The sequence below is a fragment of the Enterobacter vonholyi genome, from assembly GCF_008364555.1.
In the GTDB taxonomy this organism is placed as follows: domain Bacteria; phylum Pseudomonadota; class Gammaproteobacteria; order Enterobacterales; family Enterobacteriaceae; genus Enterobacter; species Enterobacter vonholyi.
Genome location: NZ_VTUC01000006.1, coordinates 712432 through 736701, shown reverse-complemented (window position 1 = coordinate 736701; position 24270 = coordinate 712432). Strand labels below are relative to the sequence as shown.

Sequence of the window (24270 nt, the reverse complement as noted above, 5' to 3'; positions counted from 1 at the left end):
TTGTACACTGCCGTGAAAGATTCGTGGTTAAATCAAGGTGGAACGCGTGGAATTACTTTCTCAATATGGGTTGTTTTTGGCCAAAATCGCGACGGTGGTGGTTGCCATTGCGGTAGTTGCCGTTCTGATTGTCAACCTGACGCAGCGCAAGCGTCAGCGTGGGGAGTTACGCATCACCCGCCTGAGCGAGCAGTATAAAGAGATGCAGGATGATATGTCTCTGGCGCTGCTTGATAGTCATCAACAGAAACTCTGGCTGAAAGCGCAGAAGAAAAAGCATAAACAGGAAGCTAAAGCGGCAAAAGCAAAAGCAAAACTCAATGCGCCGCAGGATAAGGCCACGCCACGGGTCTATGTGCTCGATTTTAAAGGCAGTATGGATGCGCATGAGGTTTCTTCTCTGCGGGAGGAGGTGACTGCCGTTCTGGCCGTGGCGACGCCGCAGGATCAGGTCGTTGTTCGTCTTGAAAGCCCGGGAGGTGTCGTGCATGGCTACGGCCTGGCCGCGTCCCAGCTGCAGCGCCTGCGTGAAAAACAGATCCCGCTGACCGTGGCCGTAGATAAAGTGGCAGCGAGCGGTGGCTACATGATGGCCTGCGTGGCGGACAAAATTGTTGCCGCGCCGTTCTCCATTATCGGCTCGATCGGCGTGGTCGCACAGATCCCGAACTTTAACCGCTTCCTGAAAAATAAAGAGATTGATATTGAACTTCATACCGCGGGTCAGTACAAACGCACCCTGACGCTGCTGGGGGAAAACACGGAGGAAGGGCGCCAAAAATTCCGTGAGGATCTCAACGAAACGCATCATCTCTTTAAAGATTTTGTACACCGTATGCGCCCGACGCTGGACATTGAGCAGGTTGCGACGGGCGAGCACTGGTATGGCGTCCAGGCGCAGGAGAAAGGGCTGGTGGATGAAGTCGGAACCAGCGACGATCTGCTGCTCAACCTGATGGAAGGCCGGGAACTGGTGGGCGTGCGCTTTACCCAGCGTAAGCGACTCCTTGACCGCTTTACCAACAGTGCGGCAGAAAGTGCTGACCGCCTGCTGCTGCGCTGGCTACAGCGCGGGCAAAAACCCCTGTTGTAAACAAAAACGCGAGGCAGATGCCTCGCGTTTTGCATTAATCGACCAGGTGATATTTCTCTGAAAGCGTATGCGCCAGATATTTAAACATGTTAAACACGGCGGTGCTTTTCGGGGTCGGCAACCCCTGTTCGTCAAGGAAGTATTCGCCGCTGAAAACCAGCACCCCATTACGCTGTTCTACGCCGGTGGCTTCAATACCCGCCAGCGTATCTTCATGGTCACGGATAAGCTTGTTTGCTTCGATAAGCAGAGAGGCTCGGTCAATAGGTTGGGTCGTATTCTGCATAATCCACTCCTTAAACAGTGACAATAGTCTACGCCGGGGGCGCTTTGGGGGCAAATTTTCCCTGTAATGTGAGGGGATAAGCTGCAGGGGCCTGGCTGGCGGGATTTGCTTTTGCATGCTAATAAAGTTGCGTAACGAATTTTATCAGGTAGAGTGTGCGCTTTCGTCATTCTGGCAACAGAATTGCTTGACATTCAACCGGGAATTCGTCACGAATTACACGAGATGTGAGAAAAATACCCGAGAACTCAATCACCTGGGCGTCTTTTCTTTAACGCCCGGTAAGACAAAGGGGTTGATATCTCCTGACGCAGTCGCAATATCATTGGCTCGTCGTCAGCGGAAGGGAAATCAACGTGCGGCGTATTCCTGGAAGAATTAAATTAGGTAAAGGTGAATATGGGTAAAGCTCTCGTCATCGTTGAGTCCCCGGCAAAAGCCAAAACGATCAATAAGTATCTGGGTAATGACTACGTGGTTAAGTCCAGCGTTGGTCATATCCGCGATTTGCCGACCAGTGGCTCAGCCAGCAAAAAGAGCGCAGACTCTACCTCCACCAAAGGGGCTAAAAAGCCTAAAAAGGATGAACGTAGCGCGCTTGTCAACCGCATGGGTGTTAACCCATGGCATAACTGGGATGCACAATATGAAGTGCTTCCAGGGAAAGAAAAAGTCGTTAACGAGCTGAAGCAGCTTGCTGAAAAAGCAGACCACATCTATCTCGCAACCGACCTTGACCGCGAAGGGGAAGCCATTGCGTGGCACCTGCGGGAAGTGATTGGTGGTGATGACAAACGCTACAGCCGTGTAGTGTTTAACGAAATTACGAAGAATGCGATTCGTCAGGCGTTTGAGAAGCCGGGCGAACTGAATATTGACCGTGTAAACGCCCAGCAGGCACGTCGCTTTATGGACCGCGTTGTGGGCTACATGGTTTCTCCACTGCTGTGGAAGAAGATTGCCCGTGGCCTGTCCGCAGGGCGTGTGCAATCCGTCGCAGTGCGTCTGGTCGTTGAGCGTGAGCGCGAGATTAAAGCCTTCGTCCCGGAAGAGTTCTGGGAAGTTGACGCCAATGTGACCACGCCGGGCGGTGACGCTCTGCCGCTGCAGGTCAGCCATCAGAACGATAAGCCTTTCCGTCCAGAAAACCGCGACCAGACCATGGCCGCCGTGGCGCTGCTTGAAAAGGCACGCTATCAGGTGCTGGAACGCGAAGACAAACCGACCAGCAGTAAGCCTGGTGCGCCTTTTATCACCTCCACCCTGCAACAGGCTGCAAGTACGCGTCTGGGTTATGGCGTGAAGAAGACCATGATGATGGCCCAGCGTCTGTATGAAGCGGGCTATATCACCTACATGCGTACCGACTCAACCAACCTGAGCCAGGACGCGGTCAACATGGTGCGCGGCTACATCAGCGACAACTTCGGTAAGAAATACCTGCCGGAAAGCACTAACCAGTTTGCCAGCAAAGAGAACTCTCAGGAAGCGCACGAAGCGATTCGTCCTTCTGATGTCTCTGTCCTGGCTGAATCGCTGAAGGATATGGAAGCCGACGCGCAGAAGCTGTATCAGCTGATCTGGCGCCAGTTCGTGGCGTGCCAGATGACGCCAGCGCAGTACGACTCCACCACGCTGACCGTTGGCGCGGGTGAGTTCCGTCTTAAAGCTCGCGGTCGTATCCTGCGTTTTGACGGCTGGACGAAAGTGATGCCTGCGCTGCGTAAAGGCGATGAAGACCGAACGCTGCCGGCAGTGAACAAAGGGGATGAACTCTCGCTGGTTGACCTCGTGCCTGCCCAGCACTTCACCAAGCCGCCTGCGCGCTTCAGTGAAGCGTCCCTGGTGAAAGAGCTGGAAAAACGCGGTATTGGTCGACCGTCGACCTACGCGTCCATCATCTCGACGATTCAGGACCGTGGCTACGTGCGCGTTGAAAACCGCCGTTTCTATGCGGAAAAAATGGGCGAGATCGTCACCGACCGTCTGGAAGCAAACTTCCGCGAGCTGATGAATTACGATTTCACCGCGCAAATGGAAGACAGCCTCGACCAGGTTGCCAGCCACCAGGCGGAATGGAAAAAGGTACTCGACAGCTTCTTCAGCGACTTTACTGACCAGCTTGAAAAAGCGGAGAAAGACCCTGAAGAGGGCGGTATGTTGCCTAACCAGATGGTTCTGACCAGCATCGACTGTCCAACCTGTGGTCGCAAGATGGGGATCCGTACTGCCACGACGGGCGTATTCCTTGGCTGCTCCGGCTATGCGCTGTCGCCAAAAGAGCGCTGCAAAACCACCATCAACCTGGTGCCTGAGAACGAAGTTCTCAACGTGCTGGAAGGTGACGATGCGGAAACCAACGCGCTGCGGGCCAAGCGTCGCTGTCAGAAATGCGGCACGGCGATGGACAGCTACCTGATCGATCCCAAACGCAAGCTGCACGTCTGCGGTAATAACCCGACCTGCGACGGATATGAGATCGAAGAGGGTGAGTTCCGCATTAAGGGCTATGATGGCCCGATTGTGGAGTGCGAGAAGTGCGGTTCTGAAATGCACCTGAAAATGGGGCGCTTCGGTAAGTACATGGCGTGCACCAACGACGACTGTAAAAACACGCGCAAAATTCTGCGTAACGGTGAAGTGGCTCCGCCGAAGGAAGATCCGGTTCCGCTGCCAGAGCTGCCGTGCGAGAAATCCGACGCGTACTTCGTGCTGCGTGACGGCGCTGCGGGTGTCTTCCTGGCCGCCAACACCTTCCCGAAATCGCGTGAAACCCGCGCGCCGCTGGTGGAAGAGCTGCATCGCTTCCGCGATCGTCTGCCTGAGAAACTGCGTTATCTGGCCGATGCGCCACAGCAGGATCCGGAAGGCAACAAAACCGTGGTGCGCTTTAGCCGTAAAACCAAGCAGCAGTATGTTGCGGCAGAGAAAGAGGGTAAAGCGACCGGATGGTCAGCCTTCTTTGTCGATGGCAAATGGGTTGAAGGCAAGAAATAATCTTCCCTTACCGTAACTTACCTGTAAAAGGGCCGGATTTCCGGCCCTTTTTTATTGCCTTGTTATTATTTTTTGTTCCGTACTATACAGTCAGGCTATAAATGATATAGTGGTTATAGTTAACCTGTTTCTTATTATTAAATCGTCTTAAGCGATTGACCGCATGCGCTAAATCGGATGGTCTGGCATGAAATTACAGCAGCTTCGTTATATCGTTGAGGTGGTGAATCATAACCTTAACGTCTCTTCTACCGCCGAGGGGTTATATACCTCGCAACCGGGCATCAGCAAACAAGTTCGTATGCTGGAGGATGAGTTAGGCATTCAGATCTTCGCCCGCAGCGGTAAGCATCTTACCCAGGTGACGCCTGCGGGGCAGGAAATCATCCGCATTGCGCGGGAAGTCCTCTCTAAAGTCGATGCGATCAAGTCTGTGGCCGGGGAGCATACCTGGCCGGATAAAGGCTCGCTGTATATTGCCACGACGCATACTCAGGCGCGCTATGCGTTACCTGGTGTCATTAAAGGCTTTATAGAGCGTTATCCTCGCGTCTCTTTGCATATGCACCAGGGGTCGCCAACGCAAATCGCTGAAGCCGTTTCCAAGGGGAATGCAGACTTCGCCATCGCCACCGAAGCGCTTCACCTCTATGACGATCTGGTGATGCTCCCGTGCTACCACTGGAACCGTTCTATCGTGGTGACCCCCGATCACCCCCTGGCAGGTAAAGGGTCCGTCACTATCGAAGAGCTGGCCCAATATCCTCTGGTGACGTATACGTTTGGCTTTACCGGACGCTCCGAGCTTGATACGGCCTTTAATCGGGCAGGGTTAACGCCACGCATTGTCTTTACCGCGACGGATGCCGACGTGATTAAGACCTATGTGCGGCTTGGTCTGGGGGTGGGTGTTATTGCCAGCATGGCGGTGGACCCGGTGTCAGACCCTGATCTGGTGCGTCTTGATGCGCACGATGTTTTCAGTCATAGCACCACTAAGATTGGCTTCCGTCGCAGCACCTTCCTGCGCAGCTATATGTATGATTTTATTCAGCGCTTTGCCCCTCATTTAACGCGTGACGTTGTTGATACCGCCGTTGCATTACGCTCAAATGAAGATATTGAAGAGATGTTTAAAGATATCAAACTCCCCGAAAAATAATCACACCCGGTATCTTTCCCTAAGGGAAAGATACCGAAATAACGCCTCAAAGCTAAATTAGAATTATCATCATCTGCGTATCCCCTGTCATATAATGTCATTATCCATTTAATCAGTAGGGTTATAATGTCGTGAATTGACGACAAAAGTAGAAACTAATTAACGCCTTCGCAAATTTTTCTTTTCAATTATTTATTTCTGGTCAAAAGAATGAATATTTCATACCTTCCGGTGCGTAAATTCACTGGCTTTTCGGCTAAAGTTTCTTTAGGATTTATCTCAACAGATGATTAATTGTACCAATTGTTTGGTCCTAAATGATAAGCGATGTCGATTGTATGAGGTTAGCAATGCCTTCAGGAAGTGAAGAACCGCAAAGGGATCCTGCGCTCAAGCGTAAAGCCTGGCTGGCGGTCTTTCTCGTCTCTACCCTGTTTTGGGTGGTGGTTGCTCTCCTGGCCTGGAAATATTGGGGTTGAATATGGCAGTGACGGTACGTACAGAAACGGTAAAACAGATGTGTCAGCATCGTGACAACGGCCACAGAGGGCGTAAAGCACCTGCGACTGTTGTACCCGCGTCCTGGAAACTGACGCCGCAGCAGCAGGCGTTTATTGATGTGTTCGCAGAAGACGAACCCAAAAAACAATAATTTAGTTTATTGCGTAATGATGCAAATAGTCTGAATATCGACTCTGCACTTTTGTACTCTTTAATAAATACACATCAGCAATATAGCACTGAGGACAAACCTCGGAACTTTTTATAAATAATGCCTGGTGTCCCTATGATGAATAACATGACGTCTCACAAATACTGGTCATGGATCGGCGTTTTTACCGTGTCGATTCTGTTCTGGAGTCAGCTCATCTGGTTGGCCCTCCACTAAATTGTAAAACCTCGCTACGGCGGGGTTTTTTGTTTTCCCGTTCGGGACCAATCCTAAATTTATCAATTTGGGTTGTTATCAAAACGTTACGACATCTTTGTGTTATCTTTAATTACGGCCCTGATGATTGTCGGGGCATCTCTGTGATTAAGGAGGAGCTTATGTCGTTAACCCTACGCGAAGCCAGTAAGGACACATTACAGGCAGAAAATAAAACCTGGCATTACTACAGCCTGCCGCTGGCTGCCAGAACGCTTGGGGACATTTCGCGTTTACCCAAGTCATTGAAAGTTTTACTGGAAAATCTTTTGCGCTGGCAGGACGGTGACTCTGTCACCCTCGATGATATCAAGGCGCTGGCAGGGTGGCTTGAAAATGCCCATGCCGACAGAGAAATCGCCTATCGCCCGGCCAGGGTGCTGATGCAGGACTTTACCGGTGTCCCTGCCGTCGTTGATTTAGCCGCGATGCGCGAGGCCGTTAAGCGTCTCGGCGGAGATACGGCAAAAGTGAATCCGCTTTCCCCTGTTGACCTTGTCATTGACCATTCCGTAACCGTTGACCGCTTTGGCGATGATGACGCCTTTGGCGAGAATGTGCGTCTCGAGATGGAACGTAACCACGAGCGGTATGTATTCCTGAAGTGGGGGCAGCAGGCATTCAGCCGGTTTAGCGTGGTCCCGCCGGGTACCGGGATTTGTCACCAGGTTAACCTTGAATATCTGGGGAAAGCCGTCTGGAGTGAGTTGCAGGATAAAGAGTGGGTCGCCTATCCGGACACGCTGGTGGGCACGGACTCCCATACCACTATGATTAACGGTTTGGGCGTGTTGGGCTGGGGCGTCGGCGGTATCGAAGCAGAAGCGGCCATGCTCGGCCAGCCGGTGTCCATGCTTATTCCTGACGTGGTGGGCTTCAAGCTTACCGGTAAGCTGTCTGAAGGCATTACTGCCACCGATCTGGTGCTCACCGTCACTCAGATGCTGCGTAAGCATGGTGTGGTGGGCAAGTTTGTAGAATTCTACGGTGATGGTCTGGATTCACTGCCGCTGGCCGACCGTGCCACCATTGCCAATATGGCGCCGGAATACGGTGCAACCTGTGGCTTTTTCCCCATTGATGATGTCACGCTGGAATACATGCGCCTTAGCGGGCGCAGCGAAGAGCAGGTCGCGCTGGTGGAGGCCTATACCAAAGCGCAGGGCATGTGGCGAAACCCGGGTGATGAACCGGTCTTCACCAGTACGCTAGAACTCGATATGGGAAGCGTCGAGGCGAGCCTCGCCGGGCCGAAACGTCCGCAGGATCGGGTTGCGCTGAGTGACGTGCCAAAAGCCTTTGCCGCCAGCAATGCGCTGGAGGTGAACGTGGCGCAGAAAGACCATCGCCCCGTAGACTATGTTCTGAACGGACATCAGTATCAGCTCCCGGATGGCGCGGTAGTTATTGCAGCCATTACCTCCTGCACCAACACTTCGAACCCAAGCGTGTTAATGGCGGCTGGTTTGTTGGCTAAAAAGGCGGTAGAGCTTGGGCTAAAACCTCAGCCATGGGTCAAGGCCTCGCTGGCACCGGGTTCCAAAGTGGTATCGGATTACCTGGCGCAGGCCAAACTGACGCCGTACCTTGACGAACTGGGCTTTAACCTCGTGGGCTACGGCTGTACGACCTGTATTGGTAACTCCGGCCCGCTGCCTGAACCCATTGAAACGGCGATCAAACAGGGTGACCTGACGGTAGGCGCCGTTCTATCCGGTAACCGTAACTTTGAAGGGCGCATTCACCCGCTGGTGAAAACCAACTGGCTCGCCTCGCCGCCGCTGGTTGTGGCTTATGCCCTGGCAGGGAACATGAATATCAACCTGGCGACCGATCCAATTGGTCACGATCGCAAGAATGACCCTGTCTATCTGAAAGATATCTGGCCATCATCGCGTGAAATCGCGCTGGCCGTTGAGAAGGTTTCTACCGAGATGTTCCGTAAAGAATACGCGGAAGTCTTTGAAGGCACTCCGGAATGGAAAGCCATCAACGTTGCAGGTTCGGATACCTATGGTTGGCAGGATGACTCGACCTATATTCGTCTGTCGCCGTTCTTTGATGAGATGCTCGCCGAGCCGGCACCGCTTAAGGATATCCACGGCGCGCGCATCCTGGCGATGCTGGGAGATTCCGTCACGACGGACCATATCTCTCCGGCGGGGAGTATCAAAGCCGATAGCCCGGCGGGCCGTTACCTGCAGAGCCGGGGCGTCGAGCGTCGCGATTTTAACTCCTACGGATCGCGTCGTGGCAACCATGAGGTCATGATGCGCGGGACCTTTGCCAACATCCGCATTCGTAACGAAATGGTACCGGGCGTGGAAGGGGGCATGACCCGTCATCTGCCGGGGACGGAAGTCGTGTCGATTTATGATGCGGCAGTCAAATATCAGCAGGAAGGTACGCCGCTGGCGGTGATCGCCGGGAAAGAGTACGGTTCCGGCTCCAGCCGCGACTGGGCGGCGAAAGGTCCGCGTCTGCTTGGCGTTCGTGTGGTCATCGCCGAATCGTTCGAACGTATTCACCGTTCGAATCTGATCGGTATGGGGATCCTGCCGCTTGAGTTCCCGCAGGGGATGACGCGTAAAACGCTGGGCCTGACCGGGGAAGAGCTGATTGAGATTAGCGGTCTGCAAAGCCTGCAGCCAGGTAAAACGGTGCCGGTAAAGTTAACCCGTGCAGACGGGAAAACCGAGGTGCTGGATTGCCGGTGCCGTATAGATACGGCAACCGAGCTGACCTATTACCAGAACGACGGCATTTTACATTATGTGATTCGTAAGATGCTGGATTGATGGAACGAGCCCGGCACGCGTGCCGGGCTTTTTAGCATTACTCTTTCAGCAGATGGCCCATTTTGGCGGCTTTGGTATCAAGGTAGTGGGCGTTTTTCGGGTTACGGCCGACAATCAGCGGTACACGCTCGACGATGTTGATCCCCGCTTCGGTCAGGATCTCCACTTTTTTCGGGTTATTGGTCAGCAGGCGAACTTCGTCCACGCCCAGCAGCTTGAACATATCGGCGCACAAGGTGAAGTCGCGTTCGTCAGCGGCAAAGCCGAGCTGATGGTTTGCTTCAACCGTATCGTAGCCCTGGTCCTGAAGCGCGTAGGCGCGAATTTTATTTAGCAGGCCAATATTACGACCTTCCTGACGGTGATAAAGCAGCACGCCGCGGCCTTCTTCTGCAATATGGGACAGGGCGGCTTCCAGCTGGAAACCACAATCACAGCGCAGGCTGAACAGCGCGTCGCCGGTGAGACACTCTGAATGGACGCGGGACAGTACCGGCGTCTGCCCTGAAATGTCGCCATACACCAGCGCGACATGATCCTGTCCGGTTGCCAGTTCTTCAAAACCCACCATCAGGAAATCGCCCCATGGGGTTGGCAGTTTGGCTTCTGCCACACGTTTAAGCTGCATGTGATTCTCCAGAGTAGGCTGACACGTTTCGTGTCTTTGCCCTGTTTTGCTTTCTGTATCAGTTCATTTTGCCACAAGCTCAGCAGGTTCGCCTAATGGGCACCATGCTATATGAACGTTAAACGCACGATCCGACATATCCACCCAAAGGATTAATTTCAGTTATGATTGTGACGCTTAGCGAAAAAGGAGAAGACATGCTTTCAATCGCCAGACGTACGGCAGCAGGTGCGGCCATTTTACTGATTATGCCTCTGACCGTATGGCTTTCAGGCTGGATGTGGCAGCCCGGGCATAATGCCATGTGGCTGAAAACCTTATACTGGATAACGGAAACGGTCACCCAGCCATGGGGAATAATTACCCACGTACTCCTCTGCGCCTGGTTTCTGTGGTGCCTGCGCTTTCGCCTGCGCGCAGCACTGATGCTCTTTGCTATCCTCGGTGGCGCTATCATTGTCGGTCAGGGGGTGAAGTCCTGGGTGAAAGATCGCGTTCAGGAGCCGCGTCCTTTTGTCGTCTGGCTGGAAAAAACCCATCATGTTCCGGTGGATGAGTTCTACAATTTAAAGCGTAAAGATCGTGGCGCGCTGGTAAAAGAACAGCTTGCGGAACAGCAGGATATCCCGAAATTCTTGCGTAAACACTGGCAGAAAGAGACGGGGTTCGCGTTTCCTTCTGGTCACACCATGTTTGCGGCCAGCTGGGCGTTGCTGGGGGTTGGGCTGCTTTGGCCTAGGCGTCGAACGATTTCGATCGCGATTTTACTGGTCTGGGCGACGGGGGTTATGGGAAGCCGCTTGCTGCTGGGGATGCACTGGCCGCGCGACCTGGTCGTCGCCACGCTCATCTCATGGTTGCTGATCGTGCTGGCGACCTGGCTCACTGAACGATTCTGCGGCCCGCTAACGCCACCGCCAGAAGAGAAAGCAGAAATAGCCGAAAGGGACCAAACCGACGCCTGACGGTTGATATTCCGTATTTTGCCCATAGATCCATGACCTGCGCGTCACTTTTTCCGTTTCGCGCTCGTCGCTAAAATGGTAGTTTATAAGGCTGATTGCGGTGAATTGAACACACTTTATTCGCTTGAACCACATAACGGGAAGTAATGTGAAATATTTACTCATTTTCTTACTGGTATTGGCGATTTTTGTCATTTCAGTCACGTTGGGTGCACAAAACGATCAGCAGGTGACGTTTAACTATCTGCTGGCTCAGGGTGAGTATCGCGTCTCGAGCCTGCTGGCGGTCTTATTTGCTGCCGGCTTTGCCATTGGCTGGCTGGTTTGCGGTCTGTTCTGGCTGAAAGTCCGTGTTTCGCTTGCGCGCGCTGAACGTAAAATTAAGCGACTTGAAAATAACATTGCCCCTGCGTCTGACATCCCGGAAAGCTCTGGTGTGCCGGTCGTGAAGGAATAATCGACTATGCTGGAGTTGTTGTTTCTGCTTTTGCCTGTAGCCGCAGCCTATGGCTGGTATATGGGCCGCAGAAGTGCGCAACAAACAAAACAGGATGAGGCCAATCGGCTCTCCCGCGACTACGTTGCGGGGGTAAACTTCCTCCTGAGCAATCAGCAGGACAAAGCGGTAGACCTGTTCCTCGATATGCTGAAAGAGGATACCGGGACGGTTGAAGCGCATCTCACCCTGGGAAACCTGTTCCGCTCGCGCGGCGAGGTTGACCGCGCCATTCGTATTCACCAGACGCTGATGGAAAGCGCCTCTCTGACCTACGATCAACGTCTACTTGCAGTGCAACAGCTGGGGCGGGATTACATGGCCGCGGGGTTGTACGATCGCGCTGAAGATATGTTCTCCCAGCTGGTGGATGAAACAGAGTTCCGCATCGGCGCGCTGCAGCAGCTCCTGCAGATTTATCAGGCCACCAGCGACTGGCAGAAAGCCATTGATACGGCTGAACGTCTGGTGAAGCTGGGGAAAGATAAGCAGCGCGTTGAGATAGCCCATTTCTACTGTGAGCTTGCGCTTCAGCAGATGGGCAATGACGACATGGATAAAGCCATGGCGTTACTGAAGAAAGGTGCTGCCGCGGACCGCAACAGCGCGCGAATCTCCATCATGATGGGGCGCGTTTTTATGGCGAATGGCGACTACGCCAAAGCCGTTGAAAGCCTGCTGCGGGTGATCGACCAGGACAAAGAGCTGGTCAGTGAAACGCTGGAAATGCTGCAAACCTGCTATCAGCAGCTGGATAAGCAGGAAGAGTGGGTAGCATTCCTGCGTCGCTGCGTGGAAGAGAACACCGGCGCCACCGCTGAACTGATGCTCTCAGATGTCGTTGAGAAGTATGAGGGAAGCGACACCGCGCAGGTTTACATTACGCGTCAGCTGCAGCGTCATCCGACCATGCGGGTCTTCCATAAGCTGATGGATTACCACCTTAACGACGCGGAAGAAGGGCGCGCCAAAGAGAGCCTGATGGTGCTGCGCGATATGGTTGGCGAGCAGGTGCGCAGCAAGCCACGCTATCGTTGTCAGAAGTGTGGTTTTACCGCGTATACGCTCTACTGGCACTGTCCTTCCTGCCGCGCCTGGTCCACTATCAAGCCAATCCGTGGCCTGGACGGGCAGTAATTTTTTTAAAAGCCTTCATTTTAGTTACAACATACTGATGGCTTTTAACGCTTTCTCAACACGGTGCGGTTTGCTGGCCTGTCAGGGAAATAAATGGATTCTGTCAATTTGCGACGACGGCAGGTAGAATGCTGGCCGTTTATCTGTTCCGCGCCGCTGCGCGCCCATAGACGAAAAGGGCTGGTCATGACGTCTGTTACATCCTCCACTTCCCGAGTAATTACGGATTCTCCTGTTGTTGTTGCGCTTGATTACAATAAGCGTGACGCTGCACTCGCGTTTGTCGACGGCATTGACCCTCGCGACTGCCGTCTGAAAGTTGGCAAAGAGATGTTCACGCTGTTTGGACCGCAAATCGTTCGCGATCTGCAGCAGCGCGGTTTTGACGTTTTCCTCGATCTGAAATTCCATGATATCCCGAATACCACGGCGCACGCGGTTGCCGCAGCCGCAGAACTGGGTGTATGGATGGTTAATGTCCACGCGTCGGGTGGGGCAAGAATGATGACCGCTGCCCGTGAGGCGCTCCTGCCGTTCGGTAAAGATGCACCGTTGCTGATTGCGGTCACCGTGCTGACCAGTATGGACGAAAACGATTTACGCGACCTGGGAGTGACGTTGTCACCCGCCGAGCATGCCGAACGTCTCGCGCGTCTGACCCAGCATTGCGGCCTGGATGGCGTCGTCTGCTCCGCGCAGGAAGCGGTCCGTTTCAAATCAGCGCTGGGCAAGGATTTTAAACTCGTCACGCCGGGTATTCGTCCTGCAGGCAGCGACGTGGGCGATCAGCGCCGCATTATGACGCCTGAGCAGGCGCTGGCTGCAGGCGTTGACTACATGGTCATTGGGCGTCCGGTGACGCAGTCTGCAAACCCGGCTGAGACGCTTAAGGCTATTAACGCATCGCTGAAGAAGGGGGCGTAATGACCGATTCCAACAGCCGCCTGGTCTATTCAACCGATAGCGGGCGTATTGACGAACCGAAAGCGAAAGTGGAACGTCCAAAGGGGGACGGCATTGTTCGGATCCAGCGCCAGACCAGTGGACGAAAAGGAAAAGGAGTTTGTCTTATCTCCGGCATTGACCTTGATGATGCTGAACTGACAGCGCTGGCCGCCGAACTTAAAAAGAAATGTGGCTGCGGCGGTGCCGTGAAAGACGGCATTATTGAAATCCAGGGTGATAAACGTGATTTAATTAAAACTCTGCTGGAAGCCAAAGGTATGAAAGTCAAACTGGCAGGCGGCTAAAATAAATGAGCCACGGCAAATGCCGTGGCTCGTGTTATATACGTGCGTATGTCAGACCTGAAATGCGTTTAAATATCGCATTACCGGGGAAGGCTTGGATAGTTATTATTTGCCAACCTGGTGACCGATAATACCACCGACGGCAGCGCCACCTAATGTACCCAGCGTACTACCATCCGTTAATACTGCACCACCGAGAGCACCGGCACCGGCACCAATAGCGGTGTTACGGTCGCGTTTAGACCAGTTAGAGCACGCGCTCAGGGACATTGCTACAGTGATTGCCAGAACAGCGGCGGCTAATTTTTTGCTGGTTAAGGTCATAATACTTTCTCCTGAATTATCGATTCACGGAAAGATGTGCGCATTAAGTATAGACGAATCGAATACTTAATTCTTTTTCCCGTGAAAGCTGGTCGCGCAGGCGTTACTTCATCACGCAGGTGATAGTCACTTCCTGTTATATCGCTAACAGTAATTTTACGACTTTAATGCAGGTTAAACAGGTAAAAACTCTTAAAGCAGGGTTAAGAATCATCTCAGAGAAAGAAGGGCGTATGCGCCCGAAGTTCGGGCGCGGAGGGGAGTCAGGCGCTGGTTTTAATAATATTGACGATCAGACCACTGTCTTCCAGTTTAATACGGTGCGCGTCGCTCAACCGCTCGTCGGTAATCACGCGGCTAAAGCGTGAAACGGGGCCCATCGTGTAAGGGTGAACGGCGCCAAATTTAGAGCTGTCAGTGAGCACAATGGCTTCACACTCTTTTTCCAGCACCGCATTCACCACGTCAGAGCGCATCATATCCCGACCGGTAAAACCTGTCTCTGGTTGCCAGCCGTCAATCCCGATAAATGCCTTGCTGAAATGAACCTGCTGGACATACTGACGGGTCAGCGGGCCTACCATGCTTTCGCTTTTTTTCTGGTAAATTCCGCCGAGCAGTATCACCTCGCAGCGCGTCTCTTTGAGCAAATGCGCGATATAGCTGCTGACGGTGATGATGGTCACGTCTTTTTGATCGGCAAGCGTGCGCGCCAGAAGGGCATTACTGCTGCCGTTTTCAATAAAGACGGTCTCGCCGTTGTTCACCAGGGACGCGGCAAATTCCGCCAGTTCACGTTTGAGCGCGTAGTTGTTCATCATGCGCGTCTCAACGTCATCACTGTCCAGCGGGACAGCATATCCGTGCGCACGACGCAGATAGCTCTGTTTTTCCAGCAGATTAAGATCCTGACGGATGGTGACTTCAGAAACGCCAGTGGTTCTAGCGAGATCGACTACGCTTACGCGTCCCTGATCGATGACCATCTGCAAAATGAGTTGTTGTCGGGAATTCATAGCATCCATTTAATAAAGCGAAACGAGGTCGGAGACAGTGGGGTTAAACTTCCCACGGCGCTTTTGGCTGTCCGTTTTCAGGCGTATTGTCAGCGCCATTCTGAGCGAGAAGTTCAGACTTCAGGATCTCGAGATTACGGATAGCAGAGTGATAATCGCCTGCCACCAGGATATCCAGCACGGTATCAATTCGTTGTGCTACAGCTTGTGCGTCAATAGTCGACATAATCTCACTCCAGGCGCGAAAAGTTAATATTTTCAATGATGCAGAAATTAGGGTCAAAAGAGAAGGGAAAAAATGCAATAACTAAATTACATAAACGTAAGTGATAAATTTATTCCCCCTCATGCAGCAGGCTTAATGAGTGGATTAGTCTAAAACTGCGCGCAAGGCGCTTTTTTATAAGAGGAATTAGACTATGACAGTTATCAATCAGCCTACCTGTACACTGTTTACCGATACTGAACGGTTCACTCAGCTGTCGGGTTATTACGAGGCGGAGCGTCACACCGTCTGGATGATGCTGCGGGCTCAGCCGCGACCTTGCTTTAACCATGCGTTAATTGAGGAGATCATGAACTTTTCATGGCTGGTTCGCCAGTCTGGTTTTGCGGTTGATTTTTGGGTAACCGGATCGCTGGTTCCGGAGATGTACAATGTGGGCGGTGACTTACAGTTCTTCGTCGAGTGCATTCAGAACGGACGTCGGGAAGCGTTGCGGGCGTACGCGCGCGCCTGCGTTGATTGCGTCCATGCGGCCTCACGGGGGTTTGATACGGGAGCCATCACTCTGGCAATGGTCGAAGGCAGTGCTCTAGGAGGCGGTTTTGAGGCCGCTCTGGCGCACCATTTCGCCCTGGCTCAGCGCGATGCCCGTTTAGGTTTCCCAGAGATTGCCTTCAATCTGTTTCCGGGCATGGGGGGATATTCCCTGGTCGCACGCCGTTCGGGCATGAAGCTGGCGGAAGAACTCATCTACAAAGGGGAATCCCATACGGCTGAATGGTACGAACAGCATGGGCTGGTGGATGTTCTGTTTGAACCCGGACAAAGCTATGTCTCCACCCGAACTTTCATCGATACGCTGCGGCCAAAACTGAACGGCGTAAGGGCGATGCTGCGCGCCCGTACCCGCGTTCTACAATTGCCTCGCAGTGAACTGATGGACATAACCGAAGACTGGGTGGATGCTGCTTTCTGCCTGGAGCCGAAAGATATCGCCTACATGGAGCGTCTGGTCACGCTGCAAAACCGCCATCATGCGGCGGGTCTGCGTAAAGCCAGTTAACGTTGATTTCGCGCTTGATATCGTTTTAGCCATCGCTCGAATGCGGCAGCGGGCATAGGCTTAGCAAACAGAAAACCCTGCCGTTCGTTGACGCCGTTCTTGGTCAGAAAGGCGTCTTCTTTTGCATTTTCCACACCTTCGGCAATCACCTGAAGATTTAACGCCTGCGCCACCGCGACGATAGCGCGCACCAGTGACTGTGAAATGGACTGCTTATGAATGTCCCTGACAAAGGATTGATCGAGTTTAATGGCGTCGATAGGGAAGCGGGCGAGCTGCGAAAGAGAAGAGTAGCCGGTGCCAAAATCATCCAGATGAATTTGCGCCCCGAGTCTGCTGAACTGCTGGATCACGGACAGCGCCAGCTCTTCGTTCTCGATAAGACAGCTTTCGGTCAACTCAACGTCGACAGGGCAGTATTCAAAATTCAGATCCTTCAGCGCCTGCTTTAAGTCGCTGAAGATAGTCTGGTCGGCCAGCTGTCGTGCAGAGACGTTCACCGCCACGCGCAGGTTAATTCCCTTATCGCGCCATTTCGCCACCTGGCGAACCACATCAAGCATCACCCAGCGGCCCAGCGGCACAATCAGCCCCGACTCCTCGGCATAAGAGATAAACTCCAGCGGCGGGATCAGGCCGCGTTCTGGTGATTGCCAGCGGACCAGTGCTTCAAGGCTTCTGACTTCCCCACGCCAGGTTATTTTGGGCTGATAGTGGATTAGAAGCTGATCGTTATCCAGTGCTTTACGCAGGTTGGTATCGAGCCAGAGATACTCAAATACGCGCTGGTTCATCTCGGGTGAGAAGACGCAGAACTTGCCCCGCCCGTTCTCTTTGGCGGTGTACATGGCGGTATCGGCGTTACGAATGACGCTTTCCCGGTCGCTACCATGCTGCGGGGCGAGGGCGATACCCAGAGAGCAGCCGGTATAAATCTCAATCAGACCGATTCGGAACGGCTGGCGCAGACGGGTTAAAATGCGCGACGCCATCGCCTCCAGAGAGCCCTGTGAGGTATTGGTGGCCATGACGATAAACTCATCACCGCCCAGTCGCGCCAGCACCTGTTCCTCATCCAGACAGCTCAAAATGGCGAGGGCGACAGCCTGTAACAGCTGATCGCCAAACATATGCCCGTAAGCGTCGTTGACCTTTTTAAAGTTATCCAGATCGAGATACACCACGCCTACCTGCGTGTCGCCGCGGTTGACGATGGCGTCAGAAATCAGATCGTGGATCGCATTGCGGTTTGGCAAGCCGGTGATGGTATCGGTATTGGCCAGCACGCGCAGCCGCTCCTGAGCGCGGCGTTCCTCGGTAATATCTGTCCCGGAACAGATAAGGAAAATTTCATTTTTACCGCTGCCGCTGTGAACGAATTTGTTTCTGAACAGAAACAGCCGCTGCCCTTTACGCGTTTTGATCCAGCGTTCGACTTCGTAGGAGCTGCCGTTGCGAAAAAAACCGGTAATATTGCGCTTTGAAGCGGCCGCTTCGCTGCGGCTCATAAACAGCTTAAACACGTTCTGGCCAATCACTTCTTGCTCTTTCAGGCCGGTATACTCTTCGCTAAGCCGGTTAAAACGCTGGATATTGCCGTGCCGATCGAGAATAACAATGACGGAGTTGGCCTCAGAGACAACCTGTTCCGCAAAAGAGAGCCCTTGAGCCAGATCGCGTGCCACGGAGGGCGTATCGTTCCAGGCGGAAGCGGTTCCGGCCCACTCGTTACGGGTAATTTTACGACCCACAAGATGAACCGGGACATCTTCTCCGTACAGGGAGAGCGACATGGAAATGCTGGAGGTAATAACGGTTAAATGACGGATGAGATCGGCCTGTTCATCGTCCAGCGCCACGACCTGAGTGACATCGGCATTTTCGCTGGTGGAAAGGTGCAGAGCGTTGCTGTCAGCTGATAAGCGCCACCACGGGCTGTGAGTCCCCATGTAGCGAAACAGCAAATTCTGCTCCAGATCGTCCATCATGTTTTCTCCCGCAGCTGTTCATTAGCGCACAAATTATTCATTTGTTGTCGACTTTTCCGTTGAGAAACAGCGGCAAAACCGAAGTGAACCTGTTGTTTTTCCCTGCTTTCTTATAATAAAACGAGTCAGGTTAAAAAGGATACTGAGCGTATAAAAATTCATGCAACCGAATATAACAACACTCTTTTACTGTAGATAATTATGGCGGTTTTAGGCGAAGGGATACTGAAAATAGTAAGGAAAAATAATGATTTTGTGGCGAGGATTAAAATAAAAATTGTCGGCCCTTCCGAAACGAAAAGACCGACAATGTAAGCGGTTATCAGGCGACAGGACGCGCGATAATACTGCGGGTTTCCATGCGAACTTCGGCGATATTAACGTCAATCACGTCGGTGACTTTGTAAACTGTTTCACCTTTAATTTGCACGGTACCGTTTTCCTGACTACAGACCATTTCGTCGCGAACCGCATGCAGGAATGGCGCAGGAATAAACGCGACAGCGCCGTTATCGACCAGACGGACGCGCATCCCCCCACGGCTGATATCGATGATCTCTGCGGCAAAACGGGTATCCGTACCTGCTTTATCCTGCAGGAAGCGTGCGTACAGCCAGTCCCCGACGTCACGTTCCGCCATGCGGTTCAGACGGCGACGATCGGCCATCTGCTGCGTGGTGTCCTCCTCAGGACGGGCAATGGTTTCACCTTTGATAATCGCTTTCAGCAGACGGTGGTTAACCATATCGCCATACTTACGGATCGGCGATGTCCAGGTGGCGTAAGCTTCAAGGCCAAGACCAAAGTGCGGCCCAGGCTCGGTGCTGATTTCAGCGAAGGACTGGAAGCGACGAATGCGGCTGTCCAGGAAACCTGACGGCTGCGCGTCCAGTTCGCGGCGAAGCTTGCAGAAGCCCGGCAACGTGAGCACTTCTTCCGGATCAACGTGCACATCGTGATTCTTCAGCAGTGCCGCCAGCGCTTCGGTATTCGCCGGGTCAAACCCGGTGTGAACGTTGTAAATGCCAAAGCCCAGTTTGTCGCGCAGCACGCGTGCGGCACAGATGTTGGCGGAAATCATCGCCTCTTCAACGATGCGGTTTGCAATGCGTCGCGGTTCGGCCACGATGTCCAGCACTTCGCCTTTCTCGCCCAGAACAAAGCGATAATCCGGGCGGTCTTTGAACACCAGCGCGTGAGTTTTACGCCACTCGCCGCGGTTGAGACAGATGCGATGCAGCAGACGGATCTGCGCGGCAATGGCGTCTGATTCAGGTTTCCAGCTACCGGTATTTTCCAGCCAGTCTGAGACGTTATCGTAGGCAAGCTTGGCTTTCGATTCGATAGTGGCGGCGAAGAACTCGATATCGTCTTCAATCGCGCCATCTGCGGCGATAGTCATGCGGCAGGCAAGGACCGGGCGCACTTCATTTGGACGCAGCGAGCAGAGATCGTCTGACAATTCGCGCGGCAGCATCGGAATATTGAAGCCCGGCAGGTAGTTGGTGAACGCACGGATTTTCGCCGCGTCATCCAGCTTGCTGCCTTCGGCAATCCAGGCGGTGGGATCGGCAATGGCAACGGTCAGGTGCAGTTTGCCATCGGCGCTCTCTTCAGCGTACAGCGCATCATCCATATCTTCTGTGCTGGCGCTGTCGATGGTGACAAACTCCAGAGCGGTGAGATCTCGACGGGTCAGACCCTCATCCTGCATCTCGGTTGCCACGCCGTTCGGCGCTTCTTTTTCAAGATTGTGACGTGCCAGCGTGACCCACCATGGTACGAAATGGTCGGCGCCAAAGGTGATGAACTGGGTCAGTTCAGCATAAAAACCACGATCGCCTTTTAGAGGATGACGGCGCATTTCTGCTACGGCCCAGTCACCTTCTTTAAAATCGTGCTCAACGCCACGGGCGGCGCGGCAGGGAATAGCATCTTTCAGCAGGGGATGATCCGGCACGATAGAAAGACGATCGTCTTTTCTCTGTACCTTACCCACAAAACGGGTCAGGAACGGTTCGATCAGTTCTTCCGGCTCGGCAGACTCGCGGTCCTTCTCGGTATGAATGACGGCCATGACGCGATCGCCATGCATCACTTTCTTCATCTGCGGAGGCGGAATGAAGTAGCTTTTCTGCGCGTCAACCTCAAGGAAGCCAAAGCCCTTTTCCGTGGCTTTTACGACCCCTTCTGCACGCGGCGTCTGGGAATGCAGTTGCTGTTTAAGCTGCGCTAGCAGCGGGTTGTCCTGAAACATAATGTTCTATTTTCGTAGCCATTGAGCGGCTGACAGTTTTACGCGATTCTCACTGTCTCAGCAAGCGGTCTTTGGGTAATGAGTGTGGTTATTCCTCTTTACCAAACGCGACTTTCAGACGATTAAGCCAGCCATCAAACGCACTCCGGGTAAGCAGCTTGATGGCTTGTTCGCCCGTGAGCCCTTGATCCGTGACCGGGGTAAATTGCGCGGCGCTGAAGCGGTCCGGAGAGCGTGTCAGCAGTTCGAGCGCCGCTGAAAGTGAGGTGGACGTCAGCGGGATCTCTTCGCGAGTGTTTAACAGGATTTCGCCGGTCAGATCGAGCAGCGTCGGCTCATGACAAAGAACCGGCGTCAACGCCTCAAGCGCGGGTTCAGCCTGCCAGCGGAACAAGGACTCAAGCTGATGCGCATTCGCATAGCGCAGCTCAACGACAGGTAAAAGCGGCGTCCACGCATCGTGGCTCGCGGGGAGCGTGTGCGGCTGAATATGATGTCCCGGCAACCAGCGAACAGGATGTCCCAGCAGGGCCTGAAAAATTGCGACCACGCGCGCCTGAAAACCGATAAAGCCGATAATCTGGTTAATTACCACGATGTCGTACGTGGACAGGCCCACCTCGTCAAGCTGGTTGCGGGCTTTATCATCGATCACATCAGGAGAGCTGGAAAGCTGGCGGGCATACTGCGTAATTTGCGCCAGACGTCGGTTGCTTTCGCGCGAGGAGTCCGGGCCGGGAAGCGGAGCGAGGAGGGCGGCATAGTGGTTACAGAGCCGCTGAACGCCGCAGGCCTGTGCGACGGTTAGCGCGGTACTGAGCCGATCGTAGGCGCTGAGCGTATGCAGGCGGTTCACGGGAATCGAGAGCGGAAACAGCTGGTGGCATAAGGCTCTGGCAGGAGCAAGCCAGCCAGAACAGGCGGCGACAATCTCATCAGGCAAGGCTAAATCGAGCAAAAAACGATCGTCGACGTTAGCGGCTTCGGGCACCAGGGGCAGAACATCCGTCTGCGCGTGGTTTGACTGGGTCTCGTGATACCAGTGGCCTTTGCCGGAAAAACGGCGTTGTTCCATGTGCGTTCCTTGATCTCAAAATGGCGATCAATATCCTGGCTTAAGGCAGATAAAGGGAAAAATATTGTTAGGTGATAACAAATAGCAGAACGGAATAACGAAGGGGTGACGCGGGGGGGAAATACTCTCTTCCCGTGCGGGAAGAGAGTCACAGCTTATTTGATTTCCAGCTCGTTCATTGCAGCGATGTTGAAGCCGCCGTCAACGTGAACCACTTCGCCGGAAATACCCGCGGAAAGATCAGAGCACAGGAATGCTGCAGAGTTACCAACATCTTCAATGGTAACAGTACGACGAATCGGGGTAACCGCTTCGCAGTGAGCCAGCATTTTACGGAAATCTTTAATACCGGAAGCTGCCAGGGTGCGGATAGGACCTGCAGAGATGGCGTTAACGCGTACACCTTCAGGACCCATTGCGTTCGCCATGTAGCGTACGTTCGCTTCCAGAGATGCTTTCGCCAGACCCATAACGTTGTAGTTAGGGATAGCACGTTCAGCGCCAAGGTAGGACAGAGTCAGAAGAGCTGCGCCCGGGTTCAGCATCGCACGGCATGATTTTGCCATCGCAACGAAGCTGTAGGAGCTGATGTCGTGAGCGATTTTGAAGCCATCACGGGTAACCGCGTTCACGTAGTCGCCGTCAAGCTGGTCGCCAGGAGCGAAGCCGATGGAGTGAACAAAACCGTCGAATTTCGGCCATGCTTTTGCCAGTTCAGCAAACATCCCGTCGATGCTTTCGTCTTGTGCAACGTCACATTCCAGAACAATGCTGGAACCCAGCTGCGCGGCAAACTCTTCAACACGGCCTTTCAGCTTGTCGTTCTGGTAGGTGAACGCCAGCTCAGCGCCTTCGCGATGCATTGCCTGAGCGATGCCGTATGCGATGGACAGTTTGCTGGCAACGCCAGTCACCAGAATGCGCTTACCGGAAAGAAAACCCATAGCTTTAATCCTTATATTCATTGCTTATTTTGCCATGTAATTCATAGCGTTACAGGCGGTATTTCAAAATCATTCGAAATTAGCTCGAAATTATAGCCCACTCACAGCCCCTTGTGTCACGATATTTCTCGCACTTCTCGCGAGGCGTATGCCCGGGCGAACTCATCATCACGTTGTTTCGCATCTAGCCGGACAGACAAACGCGAAGCTCATGGAGGGCGGTGGGGCATTTCCCGGAGTAGCCCCGTAGCTTTGCGTGCCGTGGCAAAGTGAGTAGTAATATTGGCTGCTGGAATTCTCGCCTGTATGTAGTAGTAAAAAAGGCTGTAAGCTCCAGCATCCGTCCAGTATATCATTGGGCTTTAGATTCGCCTCATCCAACCAGAGGGAAAGCGTGGCCAATTCTGATGTGTTTCACGAACAGCAGACCATCACCTCTTCATTAGGGACTCTACGTAATAGCCATCTCTGGTGTATTGATTGGGGGTAACGGCGCGCTACATTTGTTAAGTATTTGTTTTGCTCCTGAATCAGCGAATAACATAATGTCTATTTATAAACAAATTTCGCCCTGTCATTAACGTACATGAACGTATATTCTCGGCGGGTCTATGGGCCATTATATTTTAGTTCCTTCAGGTATAAATTTTGTTTGCAGGTGACGGGTGAACTCCTTTCAGCATCAATAAGATGCAGGGAAATATTTTATCTTAATATTGTGTTGCTCACGAAGTGATTTTAGCAGAAATACAGTGTTCATTTTAAGGTCGGGTAAGATCAATATTTGATACATAGCAGCAATATAACGGACACCTCCTTATTTCTGGCGCTAAAAACAGTATGACGAATAAATGATGTGGCCTGGTATATTGGTATCGCAATGATTTTTAAAGTGTATAAGGCTGTTTTTATACTAAAGGTTATTCTTTTTGCAAATTCACGCAATATTTTTGTGCTGGTTGGGTGTGGTGAAACTTTATGGCATTGGTTGTACTTACGAAAAATAATTTCCTGCGACTTGCGCTTCACTCTGTTTACGATGAGCTTAATTTAACAGAAGATACCTGTGTAATTGATACTGAATCTTTCAATGCACTTATAGATATATTATACGAAATATACTCCAGGGATTTGGTATCTTGTCGCCGAATTCTATTGGTGGGGGATGATATTGGCTCAAAGATATTATTTCCTTTGAATGTCATTTCTCTTGATTCACCGCTCACAGTATTGAAGAATCAAATGCATACTGGTTATAGCCTAAAGGCTGTGCTGGAGCGTATTTACGAGTGTAGAAGACTGGTAGCGCTGACTGATAGCGAGCGTTTGTTTGCTCAATACTACAGTTCGAGAAACTCGATTAAAAACATAGCGCGCAGAATTGGTTTAAGTGAAAAAACGGTGTATCAACAAACGGCGAGTGCTGCGGCTAAACTTAACCTGCGCTCTGGAAAAGAGTTTCTGCTTTTCCTGGACCGAGAGTTTAGTAATAATCTTGGTCGTTAAGTTTTAAGAAATGCAGTTCGCAAGGTAATGGAGTTCGTTTAGTTCGGCTAGTCGGTTGTGTGATGACATTCTAAACCTGCGAGATTAGAATTATCACACATAATCCTAATTCCTGCTGTGACAAAGAACAC

The 24270-nt window shown here is 52.5% G+C and carries 23 protein-coding genes; 14 read left to right on the top strand and 9 right to left on the bottom strand.

The genetic code is table 11. The annotated features are described in order from the left end of the window. Positions 1-46: 46 nt before the first annotated feature. Positions 47-1093 (top strand): protease SohB, encoded by a 1047-nt coding sequence (gene sohB, locus F0319_RS12155; protein WP_133294574.1) that lies wholly within the window; start codon positions 47-49, stop codon positions 1091-1093. A 34-nt stretch (positions 1094-1127) separates the two neighbouring features. Here sohB and F0319_RS12150 read toward each other — a convergent pair whose 3' ends face one another. After that, positions 1128-1379: a YciN family protein gene (locus F0319_RS12150; protein WP_003856804.1), complete on the bottom strand. Its 252-nt coding sequence runs from the start codon at positions 1377-1379 to the stop codon at positions 1128-1130. Between the two features lie 399 nt (positions 1380-1778). Here F0319_RS12150 and topA point away from each other — a divergent pair, with 399 nt between their 5' ends. The 6 genes from topA to acnA all read left to right on the top strand — a co-directional run bounded on the left by topA (position 1779) and on the right by acnA (position 9264). Further along, positions 1779-4376, top strand: coding sequence for a type I DNA topoisomerase (gene topA, locus F0319_RS12145; RefSeq protein ID WP_149367044.1), 2598 nt, complete (start codon positions 1779-1781; stop codon positions 4374-4376). 187 nt (positions 4377-4563) lie between these two features. Continuing rightward, complete coding sequence (cysB, locus tag F0319_RS12140) at positions 4564-5538, top strand: HTH-type transcriptional regulator CysB (RefSeq protein ID WP_008502814.1); 975 nt, start codon at positions 4564-4566, stop codon at positions 5536-5538. 338 nt (positions 5539-5876) lie between these two features. After that, a complete protein-coding gene (locus F0319_RS12135; RefSeq protein ID WP_213327741.1) occupies positions 5877-6017 on the top strand; it encodes a YmiA family putative membrane protein in 141 nt (46 codons plus the stop codon). 2 nt (positions 6018-6019) lie between these two features. Then, complete coding sequence (locus F0319_RS22265) at positions 6020-6190, top strand: hypothetical protein (protein ID WP_032656727.1); 171 nt, start codon at positions 6020-6022, stop codon at positions 6188-6190. 138 nt (positions 6191-6328) lie between these two features. Beyond that, positions 6329-6427 (top strand): small membrane protein YmiC, encoded by a 99-nt coding sequence (ymiC, locus tag F0319_RS22360; protein ID WP_032623144.1) that lies wholly within the window; start codon positions 6329-6331, stop codon positions 6425-6427. Between the two features lie 161 nt (positions 6428-6588). Next, entirely contained in the window at positions 6589-9264 is a 2676-nt protein-coding gene (gene acnA / locus F0319_RS12130; RefSeq protein ID WP_149367043.1) for an aconitate hydratase AcnA, read from the top strand. 37 nt (positions 9265-9301) lie between these two features. Here the strand turns inward: acnA and ribA are convergent, their stop codons facing one another. Further along, on the bottom strand, positions 9302-9892 hold the full coding sequence (gene ribA, locus F0319_RS12125) for a GTP cyclohydrolase II (RefSeq protein ID WP_008501210.1): 591 nt from the start codon (positions 9890-9892) through the stop codon (positions 9302-9304). 197 nt (positions 9893-10089) lie between these two features. On the opposite strand from ribA, the gene pgpB reads away from it, so the two are divergent. From pgpB to yciH, 5 genes are all read left to right on the top strand, one after another. Further along, positions 10090-10857, top strand: coding sequence for a phosphatidylglycerophosphatase B (pgpB, locus tag F0319_RS12120; protein WP_111965963.1), 768 nt, complete (start codon positions 10090-10092; stop codon positions 10855-10857). 148 nt (positions 10858-11005) lie between these two features. Beyond that, positions 11006-11314 (top strand): LapA family protein, encoded by a 309-nt coding sequence (locus F0319_RS12115; protein ID WP_023312067.1) that lies wholly within the window; start codon positions 11006-11008, stop codon positions 11312-11314. A 6-nt stretch (positions 11315-11320) separates the two neighbouring features. Further along, positions 11321-12490, top strand: coding sequence for a lipopolysaccharide assembly protein LapB (gene lapB, locus F0319_RS12110; RefSeq protein ID WP_115875429.1), 1170 nt, complete (start codon positions 11321-11323; stop codon positions 12488-12490). Positions 12491-12676: 186 nt separating this feature from the next. Further along, the gene (gene pyrF / locus F0319_RS12105) at positions 12677-13414 is read left to right on the top strand and encodes an orotidine-5'-phosphate decarboxylase (RefSeq protein ID WP_023335943.1); all 738 of its coding nucleotides are present in this window, start codon (positions 12677-12679) and stop codon (positions 13412-13414) included. Next, entirely contained in the window at positions 13414-13740 is a 327-nt protein-coding gene (gene yciH, locus F0319_RS12100; RefSeq protein WP_149367042.1) for a stress response translation initiation inhibitor YciH, read from the top strand. The genes pyrF and yciH overlap by 1 nt, the downstream gene beginning before the upstream one ends. 105 nt (positions 13741-13845) lie before the next feature. Here the strand turns inward: yciH and osmB are convergent, their stop codons facing one another. The 3 genes from osmB to F0319_RS12085 all read right to left on the bottom strand — a co-directional run bounded on the left by osmB (position 13846) and on the right by F0319_RS12085 (position 15306). Continuing rightward, positions 13846-14064, bottom strand: a complete 219-nt coding sequence (osmB, locus tag F0319_RS12095) for an osmotically-inducible lipoprotein OsmB (protein WP_008501216.1) — start codon at positions 14062-14064, stop codon at positions 13846-13848. A 263-nt stretch (positions 14065-14327) separates the two neighbouring features. Continuing rightward, positions 14328-15080, bottom strand: coding sequence for a DNA-binding transcriptional regulator YciT (yciT, locus tag F0319_RS12090; RefSeq protein ID WP_149367041.1), 753 nt, complete (start codon positions 15078-15080; stop codon positions 14328-14330). Positions 15081-15123: 43 nt separating this feature from the next. Then, a complete protein-coding gene (locus F0319_RS12085; protein ID WP_111965955.1) occupies positions 15124-15306 on the bottom strand; it encodes a YciZ family protein in 183 nt (60 codons plus the stop codon). Between the two features lie 193 nt (positions 15307-15499). Between F0319_RS12085 and F0319_RS12080 the strand changes: the two genes are divergently transcribed. Beyond that, entirely contained in the window at positions 15500-16369 is an 870-nt protein-coding gene (locus F0319_RS12080) for a crotonase/enoyl-CoA hydratase family protein (protein WP_111965956.1), read from the top strand. Here F0319_RS12080 and pdeR read toward each other — a convergent pair. The 4 genes from pdeR to fabI all read right to left on the bottom strand — a co-directional run bounded on the left by pdeR (position 16366) and on the right by fabI (position 22633). Continuing rightward, on the bottom strand, positions 16366-18357 hold the full coding sequence (pdeR, locus tag F0319_RS12075; RefSeq protein ID WP_111965957.1) for a cyclic di-GMP phosphodiesterase: 1992 nt from the start codon (positions 18355-18357) through the stop codon (positions 16366-16368). The two genes, F0319_RS12080 and pdeR, sit on opposite strands and share 4 nt — an antisense overlap. Before the next feature lie 322 nt (positions 18358-18679). Next, positions 18680-20614: an exoribonuclease II gene (locus F0319_RS12070; protein ID WP_149367040.1), complete on the bottom strand. Its 1935-nt coding sequence runs from the start codon at positions 20612-20614 to the stop codon at positions 18680-18682. Between the two features lie 88 nt (positions 20615-20702). Next, complete coding sequence (locus F0319_RS12065) at positions 20703-21689, bottom strand: CMD domain-containing protein (protein WP_149367039.1); 987 nt, start codon at positions 21687-21689, stop codon at positions 20703-20705. Positions 21690-21844: 155 nt separating this feature from the next. Then, positions 21845-22633 (bottom strand): enoyl-ACP reductase FabI, encoded by a 789-nt coding sequence (fabI, locus tag F0319_RS12060; protein ID WP_003856831.1) that lies wholly within the window; start codon positions 22631-22633, stop codon positions 21845-21847. Between the two features lie 978 nt (positions 22634-23611). Here fabI and F0319_RS12055 point away from each other — a divergent pair. Continuing rightward, on the top strand, positions 23612-24139 hold the full coding sequence (locus F0319_RS12055) for a helix-turn-helix transcriptional regulator (RefSeq protein ID WP_111965960.1): 528 nt from the start codon (positions 23612-23614) through the stop codon (positions 24137-24139). Positions 24140-24270: the final 131 nt, after the last annotated feature.